General features: G+C 53.1%; 18 protein-coding genes. 5 read left to right on the top strand and 13 right to left on the bottom strand.

The genetic code is table 11. From position 1 onward, the window contains the following. Nucleotide 1 precedes the first annotated feature (1 nt). The gene (locus TR2A62_RS11845) at nt 2–1,414 is read left to right on the top strand and encodes a sulfotransferase family 2 domain-containing protein (RefSeq protein WP_009158983.1); all 1,413 of its coding nucleotides are present in this window, start codon (nt 2–4) and stop codon (nt 1,412–1,414) included. Here TR2A62_RS11845 and TR2A62_RS11840 read toward each other — a convergent pair. The 9 genes from TR2A62_RS11840 to TR2A62_RS11805 all read right to left on the bottom strand — a co-directional run bounded on the left by TR2A62_RS11840 (nt 1,411) and on the right by TR2A62_RS11805 (nt 7,421). Next, nucleotides 1,411–1,878, bottom strand: a complete 468-nt coding sequence (locus tag TR2A62_RS11840; RefSeq protein ID WP_009159219.1) for a PTS sugar transporter subunit IIA — start codon at nt 1,876–1,878, stop codon at nt 1,411–1,413. The two genes, TR2A62_RS11845 and TR2A62_RS11840, sit on opposite strands and share 4 nt — an antisense overlap. Before the next feature lie 33 nt (nt 1,879–1,911). Further along, nucleotides 1,912–2,490 carry a ribosome hibernation-promoting factor, HPF/YfiA family gene (gene hpf, locus TR2A62_RS11835; RefSeq protein WP_009159377.1) on the bottom strand — a complete coding sequence of 193 codons (579 nt, stop codon included), beginning with the start codon at nt 2,488–2,490 and terminating at the stop codon, nt 1,912–1,914. Between the two features lie 225 nt (nt 2,491–2,715). Further along, the gene (gene lptB / locus TR2A62_RS11830) at nt 2,716–3,474 is read right to left on the bottom strand and encodes an LPS export ABC transporter ATP-binding protein (protein ID WP_009157323.1); all 759 of its coding nucleotides are present in this window, start codon (nt 3,472–3,474) and stop codon (nt 2,716–2,718) included. Then, entirely contained in the window at nt 3,474–3,959 is a 486-nt protein-coding gene (gene lptA, locus TR2A62_RS11825; protein ID WP_009158632.1) for a lipopolysaccharide transport periplasmic protein LptA, read from the bottom strand. Before lptA ends, lptB begins: the two co-directional genes overlap by 1 nt. A gap of 12 nt (nt 3,960–3,971) precedes the next feature. Next, entirely contained in the window at nt 3,972–4,571 is a 600-nt protein-coding gene (gene lptC, locus TR2A62_RS11820) for an LPS export ABC transporter periplasmic protein LptC (protein WP_009158961.1), read from the bottom strand. An 11-nt stretch (nt 4,572–4,582) separates the two neighbouring features. Beyond that, nucleotides 4,583–5,551 (bottom strand): SIS domain-containing protein, encoded by a 969-nt coding sequence (locus TR2A62_RS11815; protein ID WP_009160265.1) that lies wholly within the window; start codon nt 5,549–5,551, stop codon nt 4,583–4,585. A gap of 18 nt (nt 5,552–5,569) precedes the next feature. Beyond that, complete coding sequence (locus TR2A62_RS11810; RefSeq protein ID WP_009158279.1) at nt 5,570–6,181, bottom strand: ribonuclease D; 612 nt, start codon at nt 6,179–6,181, stop codon at nt 5,570–5,572. Between the two features lie 244 nt (nt 6,182–6,425). Further along, nucleotides 6,426–6,578 carry a helix-turn-helix domain-containing protein gene (locus TR2A62_RS18195; protein WP_009159936.1) on the bottom strand — a complete coding sequence of 51 codons (153 nt, stop codon included), beginning with the start codon at nt 6,576–6,578 and terminating at the stop codon, nt 6,426–6,428. Nucleotides 6,579–6,605: 27 nt separating this feature from the next. Next, entirely contained in the window at nt 6,606–7,421 is an 816-nt protein-coding gene (locus TR2A62_RS11805) for an AraC family transcriptional regulator ligand-binding domain-containing protein (protein ID WP_009160440.1), read from the bottom strand. A 168-nt stretch (nt 7,422–7,589) separates the two neighbouring features. Here TR2A62_RS11805 and TR2A62_RS11800 point away from each other — a divergent pair, with 168 nt between their 5' ends. Next, nucleotides 7,590–8,051 (top strand): (2Fe-2S)-binding protein, encoded by a 462-nt coding sequence (locus TR2A62_RS11800; RefSeq protein WP_009157629.1) that lies wholly within the window; start codon nt 7,590–7,592, stop codon nt 8,049–8,051. A gap of 3 nt (nt 8,052–8,054) precedes the next feature. Beyond that, nucleotides 8,055–10,298, top strand: a complete 2,244-nt coding sequence (locus tag TR2A62_RS11795) for a molybdopterin cofactor-binding domain-containing protein (protein WP_009158424.1) — start codon at nt 8,055–8,057, stop codon at nt 10,296–10,298. A gap of 431 nt (nt 10,299–10,729) precedes the next feature. On the opposite strand, the gene TR2A62_RS11790 is transcribed toward TR2A62_RS11795, so the two are convergent. Beyond that, nucleotides 10,730–11,185 carry a hypothetical protein gene (locus tag TR2A62_RS11790; RefSeq protein WP_050761084.1) on the bottom strand — a complete coding sequence of 152 codons (456 nt, stop codon included), beginning with the start codon at nt 11,183–11,185 and terminating at the stop codon, nt 10,730–10,732. 279 nt (nt 11,186–11,464) lie between these two features. After that, complete coding sequence (locus tag TR2A62_RS11780) at nt 11,465–12,037, bottom strand: TetR/AcrR family transcriptional regulator (protein ID WP_040820686.1); 573 nt, start codon at nt 12,035–12,037, stop codon at nt 11,465–11,467. Between the two features lie 126 nt (nt 12,038–12,163). On the opposite strand from TR2A62_RS11780, the gene TR2A62_RS11775 reads away from it, so the two are divergent. Continuing rightward, entirely contained in the window at nt 12,164–12,583 is a 420-nt protein-coding gene (locus TR2A62_RS11775; RefSeq protein WP_009158570.1) for a DUF4345 domain-containing protein, read from the top strand. 169 nt (nt 12,584–12,752) lie between these two features. On the opposite strand, the gene TR2A62_RS11770 is transcribed toward TR2A62_RS11775, so the two are convergent. Continuing rightward, nucleotides 12,753–13,187: a hypothetical protein gene (locus tag TR2A62_RS11770; protein WP_223296108.1), complete on the bottom strand. Its 435-nt coding sequence runs from the start codon at nt 13,185–13,187 to the stop codon at nt 12,753–12,755. Nucleotides 13,188–13,819: 632 nt separating this feature from the next. Here TR2A62_RS11770 and TR2A62_RS11765 point away from each other — a divergent pair. Then, the gene (locus tag TR2A62_RS11765; protein WP_009158818.1) at nt 13,820–14,956 is read left to right on the top strand and encodes a membrane protein involved in aromatic hydrocarbon degradation; all 1,137 of its coding nucleotides are present in this window, start codon (nt 13,820–13,822) and stop codon (nt 14,954–14,956) included. A gap of 216 nt (nt 14,957–15,172) precedes the next feature. On the opposite strand, the gene TR2A62_RS11760 is transcribed toward TR2A62_RS11765, so the two are convergent. Continuing rightward, a complete protein-coding gene (locus TR2A62_RS11760) occupies nt 15,173–15,823 on the bottom strand; it encodes a tyrosine-type recombinase/integrase (protein WP_223296107.1) in 651 nt (216 codons plus the stop codon). Nucleotides 15,824–16,111: the final 288 nt, after the last annotated feature.

Raw genomic sequence — 16,111 nt, 5'->3', positions numbered from 1 at the left:
GATGTCCCGTTTTGACTATTTTGTTGTCTTTGCTGAAATGCGCACCGGCTCGAATTTTCTAGAGGCGAACCTCAACTCTTTTGATGGTCTTCACAGTTATGGCGAGGCTTTCAACCCTCACTTTATTGGCTATCCCAATACCGAAGAGATTGAGGGGGTCACCCAATCCCAGCGCGAAGCAGATCCCGCATCTTTGGTCGATGCGATCAAGTCAGCGGATGGGTTGAACGGATTTCGGTTTTTCAATGACCATGAACAACGTGTCTTGGATATCGTGCTGCCAGACCCGCGGTGCGCCAAAATCATTCTGACCCGCAATCCTGTCGAAAGCTACGTGTCGTGGAAAATTGCCTCGGTGACTGGCCAATGGAAATTGACCGATATGAAGCATGCGCGGTCTCGCGCGGTTCGGTTTGATGGGCCGGAATTTGACGTGCATGTCGAGGCATTGCGCCAGTTTCAGATCACCCTTTTGAAGAGCCTACAAAAATCTGGCCAAACGGCTTTCTATGTGGCCTACGAGGATCTCCAAGATCTTGATGTGATGAACGGCTTGGCTGCCTTCTTGGGAACTGATGCGCGTCTGGATGGGCTGGATCAGAAGCTGAAAAAGCAAAACCCTAGCCCGATGTCAGAGAAGGTCGTGAACTTTGACGAGATGCAAACTGCGCTGTCTCGGTTGGACCGGTTTGATCTCGACCGAACACCAAACTTTGAACCTCGTCGGGGTCCGTCCGTGCCGACCTATGTCGCCGCCAAGGGCGCACCACTGCTTCATATGCCGATCAAGTCAGGGCCGGAAACAGCGGTTACTGACTGGCTCGGCGGTGTTGGAGCAGAGCCTGGATTGATATCGGAGTTTACTCAAAAAACGCTTCGTCAGTGGAAGCGTAAAAACGAAAACCATCGCAGTTTTACAGTCTTGCGACATCCGGTGGCGCGGGCGCACGTTGCGTTTTGTGATCGCATCCTGTCGACAGGCGAAGGCAGCTATACGGAAATTCGTAAGACCCTCCGCCAAAAGTACAACTTAGAGATTCCCAAACATGAGGATGACGACGGCTATGATCGCCGGGCTCATCGCATGGCTTTTGCTCAGTTTCTTCAGTGGCTCAAAGGCAACCTAGCCGGACAATCCAGCATCCGCGTCGACGCGGCATGGGCCACTCAGGCTCAAATCCTGCAAGGCATGTCGCAGTTCGCATTGCCAGACATGGTCGCCCGTGAGGATCGTTTGGTTGATGATTTGGCGGTTCTTGCAACCCAAGTGGGTCTCGAGGAAATGCCAACTCCAGCAGCGGCAGATCCACATCATTCACGGCTGGCGGGAATCTACGATGAAGAAGTCGAAGAATTGGTCGCAGATGTATACCAGCGCGACTACATGACGTTCGGATTCGGAGCTTGGTCTTAGGCGGCTTTCGAGGCGGCCTGGGCGTCGGTCAGCAACGCGTGAAGCGCGGCTATATCTTTGTTCGCCCGAAGTTTACCGCAGATCGCTGCATCCCGCATGGTACGTGAGACCAACGCTAGCGCCTTTAGGTGCTCGACGCCTGCATCCTCGGGAGCAAACAAAGCAAAAATCAGATCAACGGGCTGACGGTCGACCGAGTCGAATTCGATCGGGCGTTCAAGACGAACAAAAACGCCCGAAACTTTTTCGACACCGGAAAGGCGAGCGTGGGGCAATGCAACACCGTGGCCTACTCCAGTAGGGCCCAGAGCTTCACGGTCTTGCAAGGCTTCGATCACGGTCGCAGCACAGAGCCCCATCGCATCCTCGGCCAACTCGCCAAGATCGTGGAACAGCCGTTTCTTGCTGCTCACCTGCGAAATCAGTTTTACGCCCTCAGGGTTGAGGATGTCTGACATCTGCATTTTACCGTTCCCCTCGGACCGGAGTGTGCCGGTCTAACTGTTCGCGTTACGTGGGTCGATCCAACCGATATTCCCATCGTCCCGACGATATACCACGTTAACACCACTGTGTCGTTCGTTTCGGAACACCAAAACGGGCGCATTCCCGAGTTCCATCTGCATAACCGCTTCACCGACGGACAAAGACGGAATCTTTGTCTCCATTTCGGCCACAATCATGGGATTAAGGCTCTCGGGCTCGGACCCATTTTCTTCTTCCGATGCGGCGAGGATATAGGACCCTGCGTCGGAAAGTTCAACTGGTTGCGACCGTTCTTTGTGGTGGTCCTTCAGCCTGCGCTTGTAACGGCGGAGTTGTTTGTCCATTTTTTCGCCGCAACTATCAAAAGCTGCATAGATTTCAGTATCATGCGCCTTGGCTTGAGCAGTGAGCCCCGTCGAGAGGTGAACCGTAGCCTCGCAGACAAATTCATGCCCGCTCTTGGAAAACACAACATTGGCGTCCGTCGGTCGGCCAGCATATTTCTCTAGAATCGCCCCCAATTCGTTTTGCACATGTGTTTGCAGTGCTTCGCCAATATCGATCTGTTTTCCAGTGATTTGATAGCGCATCTTTTCTCCGTTCTGATATTAAGGAAACCACCAAACAACCCTATCGGTATTAGTGTCATTAGGTGGTTAACGGGATGAATGAATGCTGTTTGCGGGTTGTGTTTGCGTACCCTCAGACCGCTGGGTCTGGCCGGAAAACGCAATATGCAAACGGGCCCTCATTCCGTCTATTCGACGTCAGAACAGGGCCACCTGTCAATGCATTTCAAGTCTTGAGTGGGCGGATCAGGAAATTTTGAAGTTCTGTCCGAGGTAAACGCGACGAACGTTTTCGTCCTGTACAACTTCATCAGTGGTTCCGGACATCAATACTTTGCCATCATGCAAGATGTAGGCGCGGTCGACAATTTCCAAGGTCTCACGAACATTGTGGTCGGTGATCAAAACCCCGATTCCACGGGTCTTCAGCTCAGCCACAAGAGTTCTGATTTCACCGACAGCAATCGGATCGACCCCAGCAAATGGTTCGTCCAACAGCACATATTTTGGGCCAGCCGCTAAACAACGCGCGATTTCGGCGCGACGCCGTTCACCTCCTGACAGCGCCATCGCAGGGGCGCGACGCAGATGTTCGATGGAGAATTCTGACAGCAGCTCTTCTAGCCGTTCGCGACGTTTTGTGCGGTTCGGTACGGCAATTTCTAGGATCGATGTGATGTTGTCTTCGACAGACATGCCGCGAAAGATAGACATTTCCTGCGGGAGATAGCCGATCCCCAACTTTGCGCGACGATACATCGGAAGGGTGGTTACATCACGTCCCTCGATCATGACTTGTCCACCTTCTGGCGTGACGAGCCCTGCGATTGAATAGAAACAGGTGGTCTTGCCTGAACCGTTGGGCCCCAACAAAGCGACGACCTCACCTCGACCTAGTTCGAGACTTACGTCACGGATCACAGGCCGCTTGCGATAGCTCTTGCGCAGGGATTTTACCTGCAATCCGGCTGGGCCGGAGGCAATGGTCAGATTGGGTTTCGACATTAATTGTCGCCCTGTTCGAATACAGTGCGCACGCGGCCCTCCATCCGAGCATTGCCGGTCGAAAGGTTGATTGTCATCTTGTCTGCGGTCAGTGCGCTCGCACCTTGGGTCAAAAGCACATTGCCCGAAAGTGTAAGTTGTTCGCCATCCAGATCATAAACTGCACTCGCGGCTTCGGCCTGTTCAGACTCGGTAACAAACGTCACCCCGCCGCTCGCGTTCAGTGCAGAAATCTTGCCCTGTTCATCTGAGTAGGTCACTTGGACAGTTCCCGCGGCCAGACGCAAATCGCCCTGACCGATGACAACATTGCCACTAAAGACAGCGCGGCCGCTGTCCTGATCGATGTTTAGATTGTCGGCGCTAATTTCGACCGGTGCATCAGGTTGTGCGTTGATCCCGCCCAAGGTGATGTTGGTGCCCTGTGCTGAGACTGCAAATGGCAGACAAAACAGCAAAGCAATGGAAACAACGCGCAAAATCACAGTGGCAAATCCTTATGGTTGACGGGTGTATATCAGTTTCACACCGTCTTTGAAAACCACCTGTGTGTTGGTGTCGGCGGTTGCAGGCTCAATGACCAGCCGGCCCGCAGATAATGTGCCAAACGGCGCGCGCGCCTCGACCGGACCCGTTGTTTCAAAAAGTCCAGATTCTAGGTCGGCGTCGACGCCATTGGTTTCCATTTCATAGCCTGTCGATGTGATGATCCGAGCAAGCCCAGACAATCGCGCCGTTTGGGCCTGACTATCGACGGTACCCTGCGACGCTAAGATATCGATCGTTTCACCCTCGACGGTTATGATTTGTGCGGCAACTTTGGTTGCCTCAATGGTTTGATCGTTGTTCGGGTCGGCGTTGGCGCTGGTTGCGGAAATCTTGATCGTGGCGCCATCGTCAGCAACGCCAGAGTAGTTGGGTGCATTGATCCGTTGTTCTTCGGCCAAGGTTTCGACATCCACATCCGCATAAGGGATGTCTGATCCAGAATCTGGTGCGCGAGCGAATAGAAACACAGTCGACAATAGGCCCAATGCCGCGAGGGGCAGGATGATTTTCATCCATCCGACAAATTGGGAATAGGAATTATCGTCCATGCCTAGTGCTCTTAGGCGATGCCAGCGCGCAGACAGTCGTGAATATGCAATATACCGACAGCCCGCTGAGACCCATCAGGATCCACAACAAACAGACAGGTGATTTTGCGTTCGTTCATCACAGCCACCGCAGCTTCGGCTAGTGCATCAGGTCCGATTGTGGTGGGTGATTTTGTCATCACCTCACCCGCTGTCATCCCTAGTAAGCCATCCATGTGCCGACGCAAGTCGCCGTCGGTCACGATCCCAACAAGGTAGTCATCAGCATTGGTGACGCCAACCACCCCGAACCCCTTTTGACTGATCATAAGCAGTGTATCGCTCATTGGGCTGTCAAAGGCGATTGTCGGCAAAGCCGCGCCGTCGTGCATCAGGTCACGCACTTTGGATAGACGCGCCCCGAGTTTGCCGCCGGGGTGGAAATCTCGAAAGTTTTCAGGTGTAAAGCTGCGATGCTCCATCAGTGCAATCGCGAGCGCATCACCAAGCGCGAGTGTCATTGATGTTGAATTGGTTGGCACTGTGCCGGTGCCGCAGGCTTCGCCCATATCAGGCAACATCAGGGCGACATCCGTCTGACGCATCAAATTGCTATTGGCTGCCTTGGCGACGCCGATCATTTGAATTCCAAACCGACGCGTATACGCGATCAGATCGGCAAGCTCGGGTGTTTCACCGGAATTAGACAGGACTAGGACGACGTCGTCTTTGGTCATCATGCCCAGATCGCCGTGTGACGCTTCTGCAGGGTGTACAAAATGTGCAGGCGTTCCCGTGCTGGCGAGCGTTGCAGCGATCTTGCGTGCAATGTGGCCTGACTTGCCCATGCCACTGACGATCACGCGACCTTTGGTGTTCAACATCAGTTCGACAGCGTCAGCAAAGCTTTCGCCTAACCCGTCCGCAAGCGTGGTCAGGGCTGCGGCTTCGTCCGTGATGACACGGTGCGCAGTGGCGAGAAAAGTTCGGCGATCGGTCATGGCTAACATGCCCCGTGATTAATGCGAGAATATGTCAATTTCAGGCCAGCCTTCGAGATCGAGCTGCGCGCGCATCGGCAGAAAGTCAAAACAAGCCTGCGCCATCTCCATCCGGCCCTCGCGAACAAGGCGCGCGTTCAATTCGGTGCGCAATTTGTGCAGGTACAGAACGTCAGACGCGGCATAGTCCAACTGGGCATTTGTCAGCGTCTGAGAACCCCAATCCGAGGATTGTTGCTGCTTGGAGATATCAACACCAATTAATTCCTGAAGTAGGTTTTTGAGCCCGTGACGGTCCGTATATGTCCGCACCATTTTGGATGCGATTTTTGTGCAATAAACGGGTGCTGTCACCGCACCAAACGCGTTTTGCATCGCAGCGATATCAAAGCGGCCAAAGTGGAAGAGCTTTAGGACATCTGGGTTCGTCAGCATGGCAGTGAGATTGGGCGCCTCAGTTTGACCCTTGGAGACTTGGATTATATGCGCATTGCTGTCGCCGCCCGACATCTGGATCACGCACAAACGGTCGCGGTGTGGGTTCAATCCCATCGTTTCACAATCGATTGCGACCACAGGTCCCAGATCTAGTCCGTCGGGCAAATCGTTTTGATAAAGATGGTTTGCCATGATGCGCCCTTTTCGGTTGGTTTAAGCTCAAATACGGACTTTGTCGCGTTAGGACAATGGTGTCGCCTCAATCCAACACAAGCGCACTGCACATTCGAGGGTAGGGAGGTCAGAGCGGATCAGGCCAAGTTCGTTCCGAAATCATTGGCATGCACTATTTGCGCTGCATTTTTCGTGAGTACTAGTAGCGGGAACTTGCAAGCCTTGTAGAACTTGGAGACGTGCATTTGGCTAAGTTTGGCACTCAGGTTTCCAAGGCAGAGTTGCGGAAATCCCCAGGGGTCAGGCCAGTCCAACCTTGGAACGCCCGAAAGAACGAGGACGTATCCCGAAAGCCCAACAGATAAGAAATCTCTGGTACGCTCAGTGCGCTCTCTCTGAGATAGCGCTGAGACATATCGCTACCGGTCTCATTCAGCAGTTCTTAAAAACTTGTACCCTCTTCCTCTAGCCGCCGTTGCAGACTGCGTTTTGATAGGTTCAGTGGTTTCGCCATGTCTTCGACGTTTGTTGAGCCACTCGGAAGCGACTCGGCCAGAGCATGTTTGATCTTCTCTGACATCGTCTTGGTCCCCACCCGCTGCTCTATCTGTTCCAGAAAGTCAGGTTCTAACGTCTCCCACAGCGACTGGCTGCGCGTAATGAGCGGTAGATCAGCGTCTTCTGCTGAAAAGGTCATGCTAAGGACATCTGTCGTCTTAGGGGCTGCACCCAGACATTCGAGGATCGCGTCATCTAATTCGATGAAGCTTGGCAAACTGGTGGCTAAGGGCGTGGCGTTAGTTCCAGTGAACGTTCGCGCGCATTCCGTAATGTAGAGCAATTCAAACAACGCCATGCTTGCTGGCATGGCCAAGCCGGTTTCAAATGGGGGCATCACCATATGAAGTTGTTTGTTTGGACGAGTTATAACCATGTCCACTGGTCCAATGAGCGGTTTGAAATCGGACAACCGCCCGAGCCTGAGCGCCAGTGTTTCCGCGCACGAAAATGCAAAGATCAGAGGTATGAATGGGCCATGCGCATAGGCCATTGCTAGTTCCATCTCGACACCTGGTTGGCTAGCTTCTGCGCGGATTGCATCCCAAATCTGGAAGAACTTTTTGGCACTCACGTTGATGTCTTGATCCGAAGATAGCGACGCAGACGGTCCGACGCGACGCATGACGCGCTCTGGCGAAATTCCAAGAAGAGTTGCGCATTGTTCGATGGCATCGCCAATTGGGTAACGGGTCGCCATTTCTCACTCTCCACGCATTCTGCGTTCGTAGATGTCAGATTTTGGTGTCCTATTTCTAGTCTGACAAGAAGATTTGGCGCGAAATGCTATAACTTTGGCGCGACACGTAAGTTCACATTGTTCAAACCTACTCATACATTCACTTCAAATCGAATAGGGAGGCAGCTCATGCAACTGACCGTCAACGGAACCGAGCACGACGTAGATGTCGAGCCGGAGATGCCTCTTTTGTGGGTTCTTCGAGACGAGCTGAACATTACTGGACCAAAATATGGATGTGGAATTGCCCAGTGTGGCGCCTGCACCGTGCATATTGATGGAATGGCTGTTCGGTCTTGTCAGCTTGCTGTGGGGGACGTCGCGGGTGGAGTAATCACTACGATCGAAGGTCTGGGTCAGCCTGAAAGCTTACATGCCGTTCAGGAAGCTTGGATCGAGAACCAAGTGGCCCAGTGCGGCTACTGCCAGTCTGGTCAAATCATGCAGGCCGCATCGTTTCTAGATTTCAATCCAGCCCCGACAGATGATGACATTGATGCCGCCATGTCAGGGAACCTGTGCCGTTGTGGCACGTATCCGCGCATTCGTGCAGCGGTTCATGCCGCCGCCAAAAAGATGCAGGAGGTTTAAGCGATGCCAAGTATTGGAAAAATCGCACGCCGGACGTTTTTGACCGGTTCTGCAGCAATGGCTGGTGGCGTTGCGTTTGGCGTCTATGCTGCGAAGCGGCCATTCGATAATCCCAACCTCGACGATCTTCTGGATGGGACCGCCAGCTTTAACCCATGGGTTATTGTCGACAGTGACAAGATTACTCTGATTGCGACACATGCTGACAAGGGGCAGGGAATCTTCTCGGCCCAAGCCGCGTTGATTGCGGAAGAACTGGATGTTGATCTTGACCAAGTCGAGGTCAGCTTTGGCATTCCGGACAAAGCATATTTCAACCGAGCCTCGATTGATGCGATGGCCGGTTTTCCTATGTACGATGTTAGCCCAACGGCTGAACGGGTGCGTGGCTTTTTGGGGGGTATGGCGAAACTTGCCCTGCCTATGATGGTGACGGGCGGATCGTCTGCCACGCCCGATGTTTATGAAAAACTACGAGAAGCTGGCGCCTGCGCGCGCGAGACGCTGAAGCTCGCCGCTGCGAAACAATCTGGCGTTTCAGTGGGCCAACTCAAGACAGCACATGGCGCAGTCATTTTACCTGATGGCACTGAACTGTCGTACACGTCCCTCGCAGGCGTCGCTGCAACGATTGAGCCCGTGACCGACGTTGCACTGCGGGACAGCAAGGATTGGACGATTGTTGGCAAGCCGATGGAGCGTGTCGATATCGTTCAGAAGTCGACTGGTACGTTGACCTATGGGATCGATTATCGAACCGAGGATATGTTGTTCGCGACCATCAAAGTGAACCCCCGTCAGGGCGGAGCCATGAACGACTATAATGCGTCGGCCGCATTAGGCATGCCGGGCGTGCGGGAAGTTCTCGAGATCACCGGCGGAGTGGCTGTCGTCGCCGACAACACATGGCGCGCGATCCAAGCTGCCAATGCGATCGAGTTCGAATGGGGCAAAGCCCCGTATCCGGCAGAACAATACCAACACTGGGACGTATTGTCAGGAATTTTTGACGATGAGCATCTGAATGCCGAAGCTCGCGTCGAGGGTGATGTCGACGCTGCTGAAGGTGAAGAAGTATCCGGCGAGTACCGCTCGCCATACATCGCACACGCGCCACTGGAGCCCCTGAACGCAACGATGTTGGTGACCGAAGATCGGGTTGATATCTGGACGGGTCACCAAATTCAGATGTTCGTAGAACAGATCGTATCAGAGATCACAGGTGTGGATCAGGAAAACGTTCACCTGCATAATATGTTCATGGGTGGCAGCTTTGGTCACCGGCTGGAATTCGACTTTATTAAACAAACGGCTGAGATTGCGATCCAGATGCGCGGCACCCCCGTGCAGATGACTTATTCACGAGAGGAAGATTTTGCTCATGACTTCCCCCGTCACATCACAATGGGGCGCGGCGTAGCCAAGATCAAAGACGGCAAGGTCAACGCATTGGACGTCCAGATTGCTGGGCAATCGGTCATGCGGTCCCAAATGTCACGAATAGGTTTCAGTCTTCCTGGACCGGACACCCAATTGCACGAAGGCGCGTGGGATGCACCAATGTTCAATCTACCTAACCTGCGCGTGCGGTCTTACCTGACAGAAGAGTTGGCGCCCGTTTCTTCGTGGCGTGCCGTTGGCGCGGGTCCGAACGTGTTCATCTACGAGACACTATTGGACGAAGCCATCCATGCGGCAGGCGCTGATCCGCTAGAAGAACGCATTCGCCTGATGGGACATGATGTATCGGTCAAAGTTCTAGAGGCTGTGGGCGAGATGTGCAGTTGGAATGGCTCTGATCTGGGCGACGGTCGCGGGCGTGGTGTGGCTTACGGCTTTTCCTTTGGGGTGGCTGCGGCGACAGTTGTCGAGGTCGTGAACACTGACAGCGGCATCAAACTCGAAAAAGTGTGGATGGCCGCGGATGTTGGAAAGGTCATTGATCCTGTAAACCTAGAGAGTATGGCGCAGGGTGGAACTGTCTTTGGTCTTGGTCACGCGATCAATTGCGAGATCACGTATTCCGATGGGATGGTTGAGCAATCCAACTATCATGCTCACGAGGGCATGCGCATTTGGCAATGTCCGCCGATTGAATTCCGAGCGCTAGAAAACAACCCCAAAATTCGTGGCTTTGGTGAACCGCCTATCCCACCGTCTGCACCGGCGTTGGGCAACGCAATCTTTGCTGCGACCGGTCAACGTATCCGCGAGATGCCGTTCAACAAGTACATCAACTTTGTTTAGAGGCTTAAAGATGAAACCAATCCTTATCGCAGCCATGAACAGGTCGGGCTTGTGGATGCGCCCTATGACAGAGCCTGTCCGGCCCGTGTAGGTTTTTCCACACCCCTGGCACCGGTAGCGTTGAATGCCAGTGCGCGTTCTTCCCCACTTCTGTCGGTGTTCAATACCACAGGAGGGGCATGGGCTTTCAGGGCCTACACGCGCTTCAATCTCTGAGATCGCTTCCGTTTTCAGTCGAAGAGCCGCAATCATCGTCTGAGTATGCTCGATCTGAGCCGGATTCAAATCTCCGAGTGCATAGAGGAGACGTCGAAAGTCATGGGCGCGCAATGGGTTTCCTCCGTGGTGTTCACAGAAGAAGATTGGTCCATTTGTGTGATGACGAAACGACCCAACACAATATGCGGACACCCCCTAATTCTTTATTCTGCTTAGTTATATGAATGCCGCGCCAACAGCCCGCATTGCGGACATTGGCTTCCATTACTTTGTTGCGGCTGGACTGCGAATTTTGAACCGCTACAATCGGTGATGCTGTCGGGCGAGGGAGACCACGCATTCAGGGCATCTTCAATGGGCGAGTACTCAGGAACAGTCTCGGCCAGCACCATCTCGGCGACCTCATGGCCCAGCGCTCCATGGATGATCTCTAAGTTGCGCTCTCGGGCTGACTTGTCGGCTTCATCGCTCAGCAAGGCTTCGATTCTGGCATGCACCAGGGGTAGGGCCTGCATGGCATCTCGGTAGCTGTCCCCCAGCTGGCGATACAAGGTGGCCTTACCTATGAGGTGTCTAAGCCGCTCTGGGACGTTCCTCTTATAGCGAAAGCTACCGTTGCTCCGGCGAAAAACATAGCGGGGGAGTTTTAGGGGCACATCATCACTCATGGTTATGCACTGTGCGCCCAGAGTGACCTGGTTCAAGTCAAAAGAGTCTCTCAGGACTGACTATTTTAGTCCCAAACCTGACAAAGTGGTCCCAAAAGCGGTCCCAATTTATGCGTTCAGTCAGAGTGACGATTTGTGGCTTGCTCCCCAAACTGGACATTGGTGGTTTTTTGCAGCGAAGGTCCGCTTCGAGCTCAGAATAACCGATGCTGCGAGATGAACGAAAGTCAGCTTTTCCTCAAATTGCGAGTTGGTTTACGCAATGATGCTCGATAGTAACTACTCGGTCATTGATGTCGCGTCAGCCCAAGGGTAATCGGGGATCGTATTCGCACAAAGAGCGATACCGATCATTCCGGATAAGAGCGTGTCGGTCCTCACTTTAGTTTCAAGTTCATCCGGAAGAACTTCTTGAATCAGCATCGAAAACATCAAGAAGTGTGCCAATGTACCTTCGTCCATAATGAACGTACTGACATCCGCCTGCGTCACATCGCTAGACATAAGGACAAGTCGAAAATGATCGGGGTGATTAATCCAATAGTCGACAAAGGTTTGCGCAGCGGCCCGCAACCGTTCACGCGCTTCAACGACCGATTTCAGCTTTTTCTCGATATCATGAGACATGTCCCTGAGTGCGTCTGCCCAAAGGAATCTTAGAATATCCGTCTTGCCCTCGAAATGCGCATAGATTGTCATCGGGGCGCAGCCGACCTCCTTGGCTAAACGGCGCATTGAAACCGCTCCGAAGCCCTCCGCTCGGTAAATCTCAAGCGCGTGCTTCCCAATCTTTGATCGGAACTCCTGAATTGCAGCCTTGCTGCGGGTTGGCCTGCCAGCGGTGCTAGCCATGGTTGGGCCCTTTCAAGTTTATTTTGGTACGCGTACCATTTAATACTTGCTTTGGTAAGATCTCAATAATATAGAACGCGTGCCAAATATTAATCACCCATCGGGTATGCATTGAGGAAAAGTGACATGAACAAGACAAACTTACTGAACGCGGTTGTTTTGATAATTGGCGCTGCCATTATCTTTTTGGGACTGAATATCGGCCTGGGCGGAATTAAGACACTGGGATGGCAATCGACGCGCGATTTTGTTGCGATCACGGATGTGTCAACCTTTCATGCTCATGACAGCCACATTCGGTTCATCGGCGGCGTCTGGTTCGCCGTCGGTGCTGTGTTCGTGATCGGCGGCTTTGTACTGCACAGGTTGCGCCCGACACTGATCATTCTGTCGGTCATGATCGCAATCGCGGGACTGTTTCGACTGAGCGGCATGGACACTGAGGTCCTATTTAGTGCTGCCGTTGCCCCGTCACTGACGTTTGAGCTGGTAGGTTTTCCGCTACTTGCTTGGTGGTTGATGGCGTCGGGCAAAAGAGATGCATAGATTATCAAGGGTGTGCAGTCCCAATAGCAGACCTTCGTGCGCCTAACCTGTTTGTCCGGTTTGTCCGCACCAGCTTAATTCCTCCTCTCACCCCAAAAAAATCAGGCGCCATACCCCCGCCTGGCCACCCGCGAAGGGAAGCCGGACGGGGTCTGGGTTTATGCATGTTTTATGCCTGAAGCAGCCTGATGCCCTCGACGATCTCCCGCTTTTGCTCATCAGAGATCCCCGCCGAGTACAGCCCGTAGGTGAGCTGATTGGCAGACCTTGCCGAGTGATGCCCGACCGGAGTTGCGGTGTAGTGCTCTGGAACCCCTGTGCGTTCACACTGGGTGATGAACCACTTGCGGGTGCTGTGGAACACGGTCCCGCGCAGCTCTGGATGTCTTTGCCTTAGTTTTGCATGCCGCTCTACAACCCTGTCCACTGTGAGGTGCGGGAACAGCCTGCCAGACGTTGGAACCGTGATATCCAACAACCTTTCCAGGGCTCCGTGCAGTGGGACCTCCCGCTCAGCTGCCTTGGACTTCAGCAGTCTAACCGCATTGGGCCTGATACTGACAAACCGCCCCAGGTTGCCCTTGTTGGTAATGTCGTCTGCCATGAGCCCACAGATCTCCCCAGAGCGCATGCCTGTGGGGAGCCCGAAGAGCAGTGGAAGGATGCAGCACCCTGTCCCTGGCACTGAGAAGGAGGCTCACCTGCTCATCACTCAGCACCCCATGGGGATGAACCTCGGGCCTGTCTTTGACCCTCAGCATTTTCCACGGGTTGGCTGTCTTGATCTGACACATACTTCTTCACGCAATACCACAGCCGTGTTGCTTGAACATGGGCGTCCATAGAATGGGTGCTGAGCGACGAAGTTGACGGAATGTCGATGAAGTGCGTGCAACGGCTGATGTTGGTAAGCAGAACGAGATCTAGAAGGCGCTGCCGCTTAAACTGGTTGGTAATCAGGTTGGTATCTTGTTGTTGACCTAGGCAAGCCAGCAGGCAGTTCCACAACTGCCTGCAAGGTTTTGGTGGGTGCCAATGCAAAGCTTTGGGTAGAGTTTTCGTACGATAAAATGGCTTTGCTATTTTAGCAACAAAACTCAAAGGAATACTGACTTACGTAAGGTATTGTTTGACGCGCACCTTCGCAGCTTGCCTATTTACGTACTGAACACATTCGCATGTCAGCATCCGAGAGCATGATGATTACGCGAGCACTTTAGCTTCGGGAATTAGATTATGAACCTTAAAATCAACTCAGTAGTTACTGTCCTGCTGGCAACGACCTCAATGGCGACAGCTGGCGGCATGGACCGCGCAACGACCGGCACCGGTACGCTGTTTGAAAAAGGATCTTATGCAGAGCTTTCATATGCTTCGACCACGCCATCCGTCGGACCCAACGCAACCCCTTCACTCCTTATCGATGGGGGCATGAACGTCACCCAAAGTTTTACGACAACTCAGTTTAGTTTTAAAACCGATTTAAATGACAAACTGTCTGTCGCCATTTCATCCAACAACAACCCATTTGGTGTTGATATCGATTATGATGATTTTGCAACTGGCGTCGGTCCCTATGCAGCTATTTCTAGCTTGCGCGCAAATTTAGACTCAACGGCTTTTACAGTAATGGGTAGATATAAGATCACAGATCGTGTGTCTGCGATTGCTGGCCTGAAATACCAATCGGTTAGCGGGACGGCTGATGTTTCTGTACCTTTGTCGGCGAACGGACCAGTGGACGGCAATGTTTCACTGGTACGCGCTAGTGACACAAACTTTATCGTTGGTGCTTCGTATGAAATCCCCGAAATAGCGTTGCGTGTTGTTGGGACATATGAAACCGAAGCGACGTTTAATCCAGACGTGATTGCGGAACCCAGTGGCGTGGCTACCGGCCCAGGCCAAATCAAAACTCCAGAAGTTTTCATGTTGGAATTCCAATCAGGTGTTGCGGCAAACACTTTGGTTTTCGGTTCAATCCGTCACGCGAAATGGGAAGATGCCCAAGTTGAGATGTCTGCAGCCTATGGCAACGCGCAACTGTCTGACTTTGACGACTCAACGACATATAATTTGGGTGTTGGGCATAAATTCTCGGATAGTTTTTCGGCGTCGCTTTCTGCCAGCATGGACACGGGTGATGGCGATGACGCTAGCTTACTTTCGCCAACGGGTGGATCAACTGCGATTTCCTTGGGCGGTAAATACACATTTAACAACGGCATGGCCATTTCGGGTGGTGTTTCTCACCGCAATTACGATTCTGCGACTTGGTATGGCAGTGATGGTGCATCGGGTGGCAGCGATGATGTCACGTTCGGTGACAGCTCGGTTACGACGCTTGGTATGAAGCTGTCTGTTAGCTTCTAAGTCAAAGATCAATGTCCGTCGTCAGGGTTTTTGGTGCCAATGGGGGCTTATGCTAAGAGAGAGTTCGGCCTACCTGGTTGATGGCATTACGTGGTGCCTTTCGTGTGTCTTTTTCGTGATCATTTCGGTTGTTCAATAGGGAGTTTTGTCCCCGCCGCCCCCTGTCTAACAAGGGACATGGGGCGGCGTCATCGGCTTTATGTTCAAAGTCGATTCTCACAGATCAGGCACTCTGACCCCCTCAACAATCTCCCACTTCTGAGCATCAGAGATCCCTGCAGAGTACAGCCCATAAGTCAGTTTGTTAGCCGACCTCGCTGATTGGTGCCCGACCAGAGTTGCAGTGAAGTGCTCTGGCACCCCTGTGCGCTCACACTTGGTGATTAACCACTTGCGGGTGGAGTGGAATACGGTGCTGTGCAGTTCTGAATGCTGCCTGCGCAGGTGAGCATACCGTTTCACAACCTTGTCCACTGTGAGGTGCGGGAACAGCCTGCCAGTCTTCGGCAACACTGTATCCAACAGCCGCTCGAGAACCCCATGCAGTGGCACCTCCCGCTCAGCAGCCTTAGACTTCAGCAACCGCACCGCATTGGGCCTGATGCTAATGAAGCGTCCTAGGTTCCCCTTGGCTGCGATATCCTCAGCCATGAGCCCACAGAGCTCACCAGAGCGCATACCCGTGAGCAGCCCGAAGAGGATGGCACTGTGCAGCAGCCGGTCCTTGGCACTGAGGAGGAGGCTGACCTGTTCATCCGTGAGCACACCATGGGGATGGACCTCTGGCCTACCTTTGACCTTAAGGGCCTCCCAGGGGTTTGCTGTTAGCTCCCCTTCACCAACACACCAGTCACGGAACTGGGACATCTGCGTGAGGATACGGGCCTGGGTCTGGGGTGCCAGAGTGATGCCCTCAGAGGTGACTGACAGGTTTGCAAGCTCGACCGATCGAGCGGTCTTGATGTCAGTTGTCTTGTTTATTGTTTCCTGTCGAACCGTCCTGCCTTGATCGCAGAGAACATTTCGTCGTTGTTCATTTCGGAGATTGGCTTTGTGCTACCGTGGAGTTACGCAAGGTAGGTGGGTGTCCGTCATCATATAGTTTGAAACAGAAGGCGTTTTGACTTTGAGGGGTCATCGCTCATCTGTGTTTAG

The sequence above is a fragment of the Thalassobium sp. R2A62 genome (genome assembly GCF_000161835.1).
Classification (GTDB): domain Bacteria; phylum Pseudomonadota; class Alphaproteobacteria; order Rhodobacterales; family Rhodobacteraceae; genus Thalassobium.
Note: the sequence above shows the minus strand (reverse complement) of the source record. Positions and strands in the feature narration are given on the sequence as shown.

Excerpts from the sequence above, each read along its gene's own strand:
- TR2A62_RS11845 (WP_009158983.1), top strand. The coding sequence starts at position 2 with ATGTCCCGTTTTGACTATTTTGTTGTCTTTGCTGAAATGCGCACCGGC.
- TR2A62_RS11760 (WP_223296107.1), bottom strand. The coding sequence starts at position 15,823 with ATGTCCCAGTTCCGTGACTGGTGTGTTGGTGAAGGGGAGCTAACAGCA.
- TR2A62_RS11840 (WP_009159219.1), bottom strand. The coding sequence starts at position 1,878 with ATGCAGATGTCAGACATCCTCAACCCTGAGGGCGTAAAACTGATTTCG.
- TR2A62_RS11795 (WP_009158424.1), top strand. The coding sequence starts at position 8,055 with ATGCCAAGTATTGGAAAAATCGCACGCCGGACGTTTTTGACCGGTTCT.
- TR2A62_RS11775 (WP_009158570.1), top strand. The coding sequence starts at position 12,164 with ATGAACAAGACAAACTTACTGAACGCGGTTGTTTTGATAATTGGCGCT.
- TR2A62_RS11780 (WP_040820686.1), bottom strand. The coding sequence starts at position 12,037 with ATGGCTAGCACCGCTGGCAGGCCAACCCGCAGCAAGGCTGCAATTCAG.
- TR2A62_RS11805 (WP_009160440.1), bottom strand. The coding sequence starts at position 7,421 with ATGGCGACCCGTTACCCAATTGGCGATGCCATCGAACAATGCGCAACT.
- TR2A62_RS11800 (WP_009157629.1), top strand. The coding sequence starts at position 7,590 with ATGCAACTGACCGTCAACGGAACCGAGCACGACGTAGATGTCGAGCCG.
- TR2A62_RS11790 (WP_050761084.1), bottom strand. The coding sequence starts at position 11,185 with ATGAGTGATGATGTGCCCCTAAAACTCCCCCGCTATGTTTTTCGCCGG.
- lptC (WP_009158961.1), bottom strand. The coding sequence starts at position 4,571 with ATGGACGATAATTCCTATTCCCAATTTGTCGGATGGATGAAAATCATC.
- hpf (WP_009159377.1), bottom strand. The coding sequence starts at position 2,490 with ATGCGCTATCAAATCACTGGAAAACAGATCGATATTGGCGAAGCACTG.
- TR2A62_RS18195 (WP_009159936.1), bottom strand. The coding sequence starts at position 6,578 with ATGTCTCAGCGCTATCTCAGAGAGAGCGCACTGAGCGTACCAGAGATT.
- TR2A62_RS11765 (WP_009158818.1), top strand. The coding sequence starts at position 13,820 with ATGAACCTTAAAATCAACTCAGTAGTTACTGTCCTGCTGGCAACGACC.
- TR2A62_RS11815 (WP_009160265.1), bottom strand. The coding sequence starts at position 5,551 with ATGACCGATCGCCGAACTTTTCTCGCCACTGCGCACCGTGTCATCACG.
- TR2A62_RS11810 (WP_009158279.1), bottom strand. The coding sequence starts at position 6,181 with ATGGCAAACCATCTTTATCAAAACGATTTGCCCGACGGACTAGATCTG.
- lptB (WP_009157323.1), bottom strand. The coding sequence starts at position 3,474 with ATGTCGAAACCCAATCTGACCATTGCCTCCGGCCCAGCCGGATTGCAG.
- TR2A62_RS11770 (WP_223296108.1), bottom strand. The coding sequence starts at position 13,187 with ATGGCAGACGACATTACCAACAAGGGCAACCTGGGGCGGTTTGTCAGT.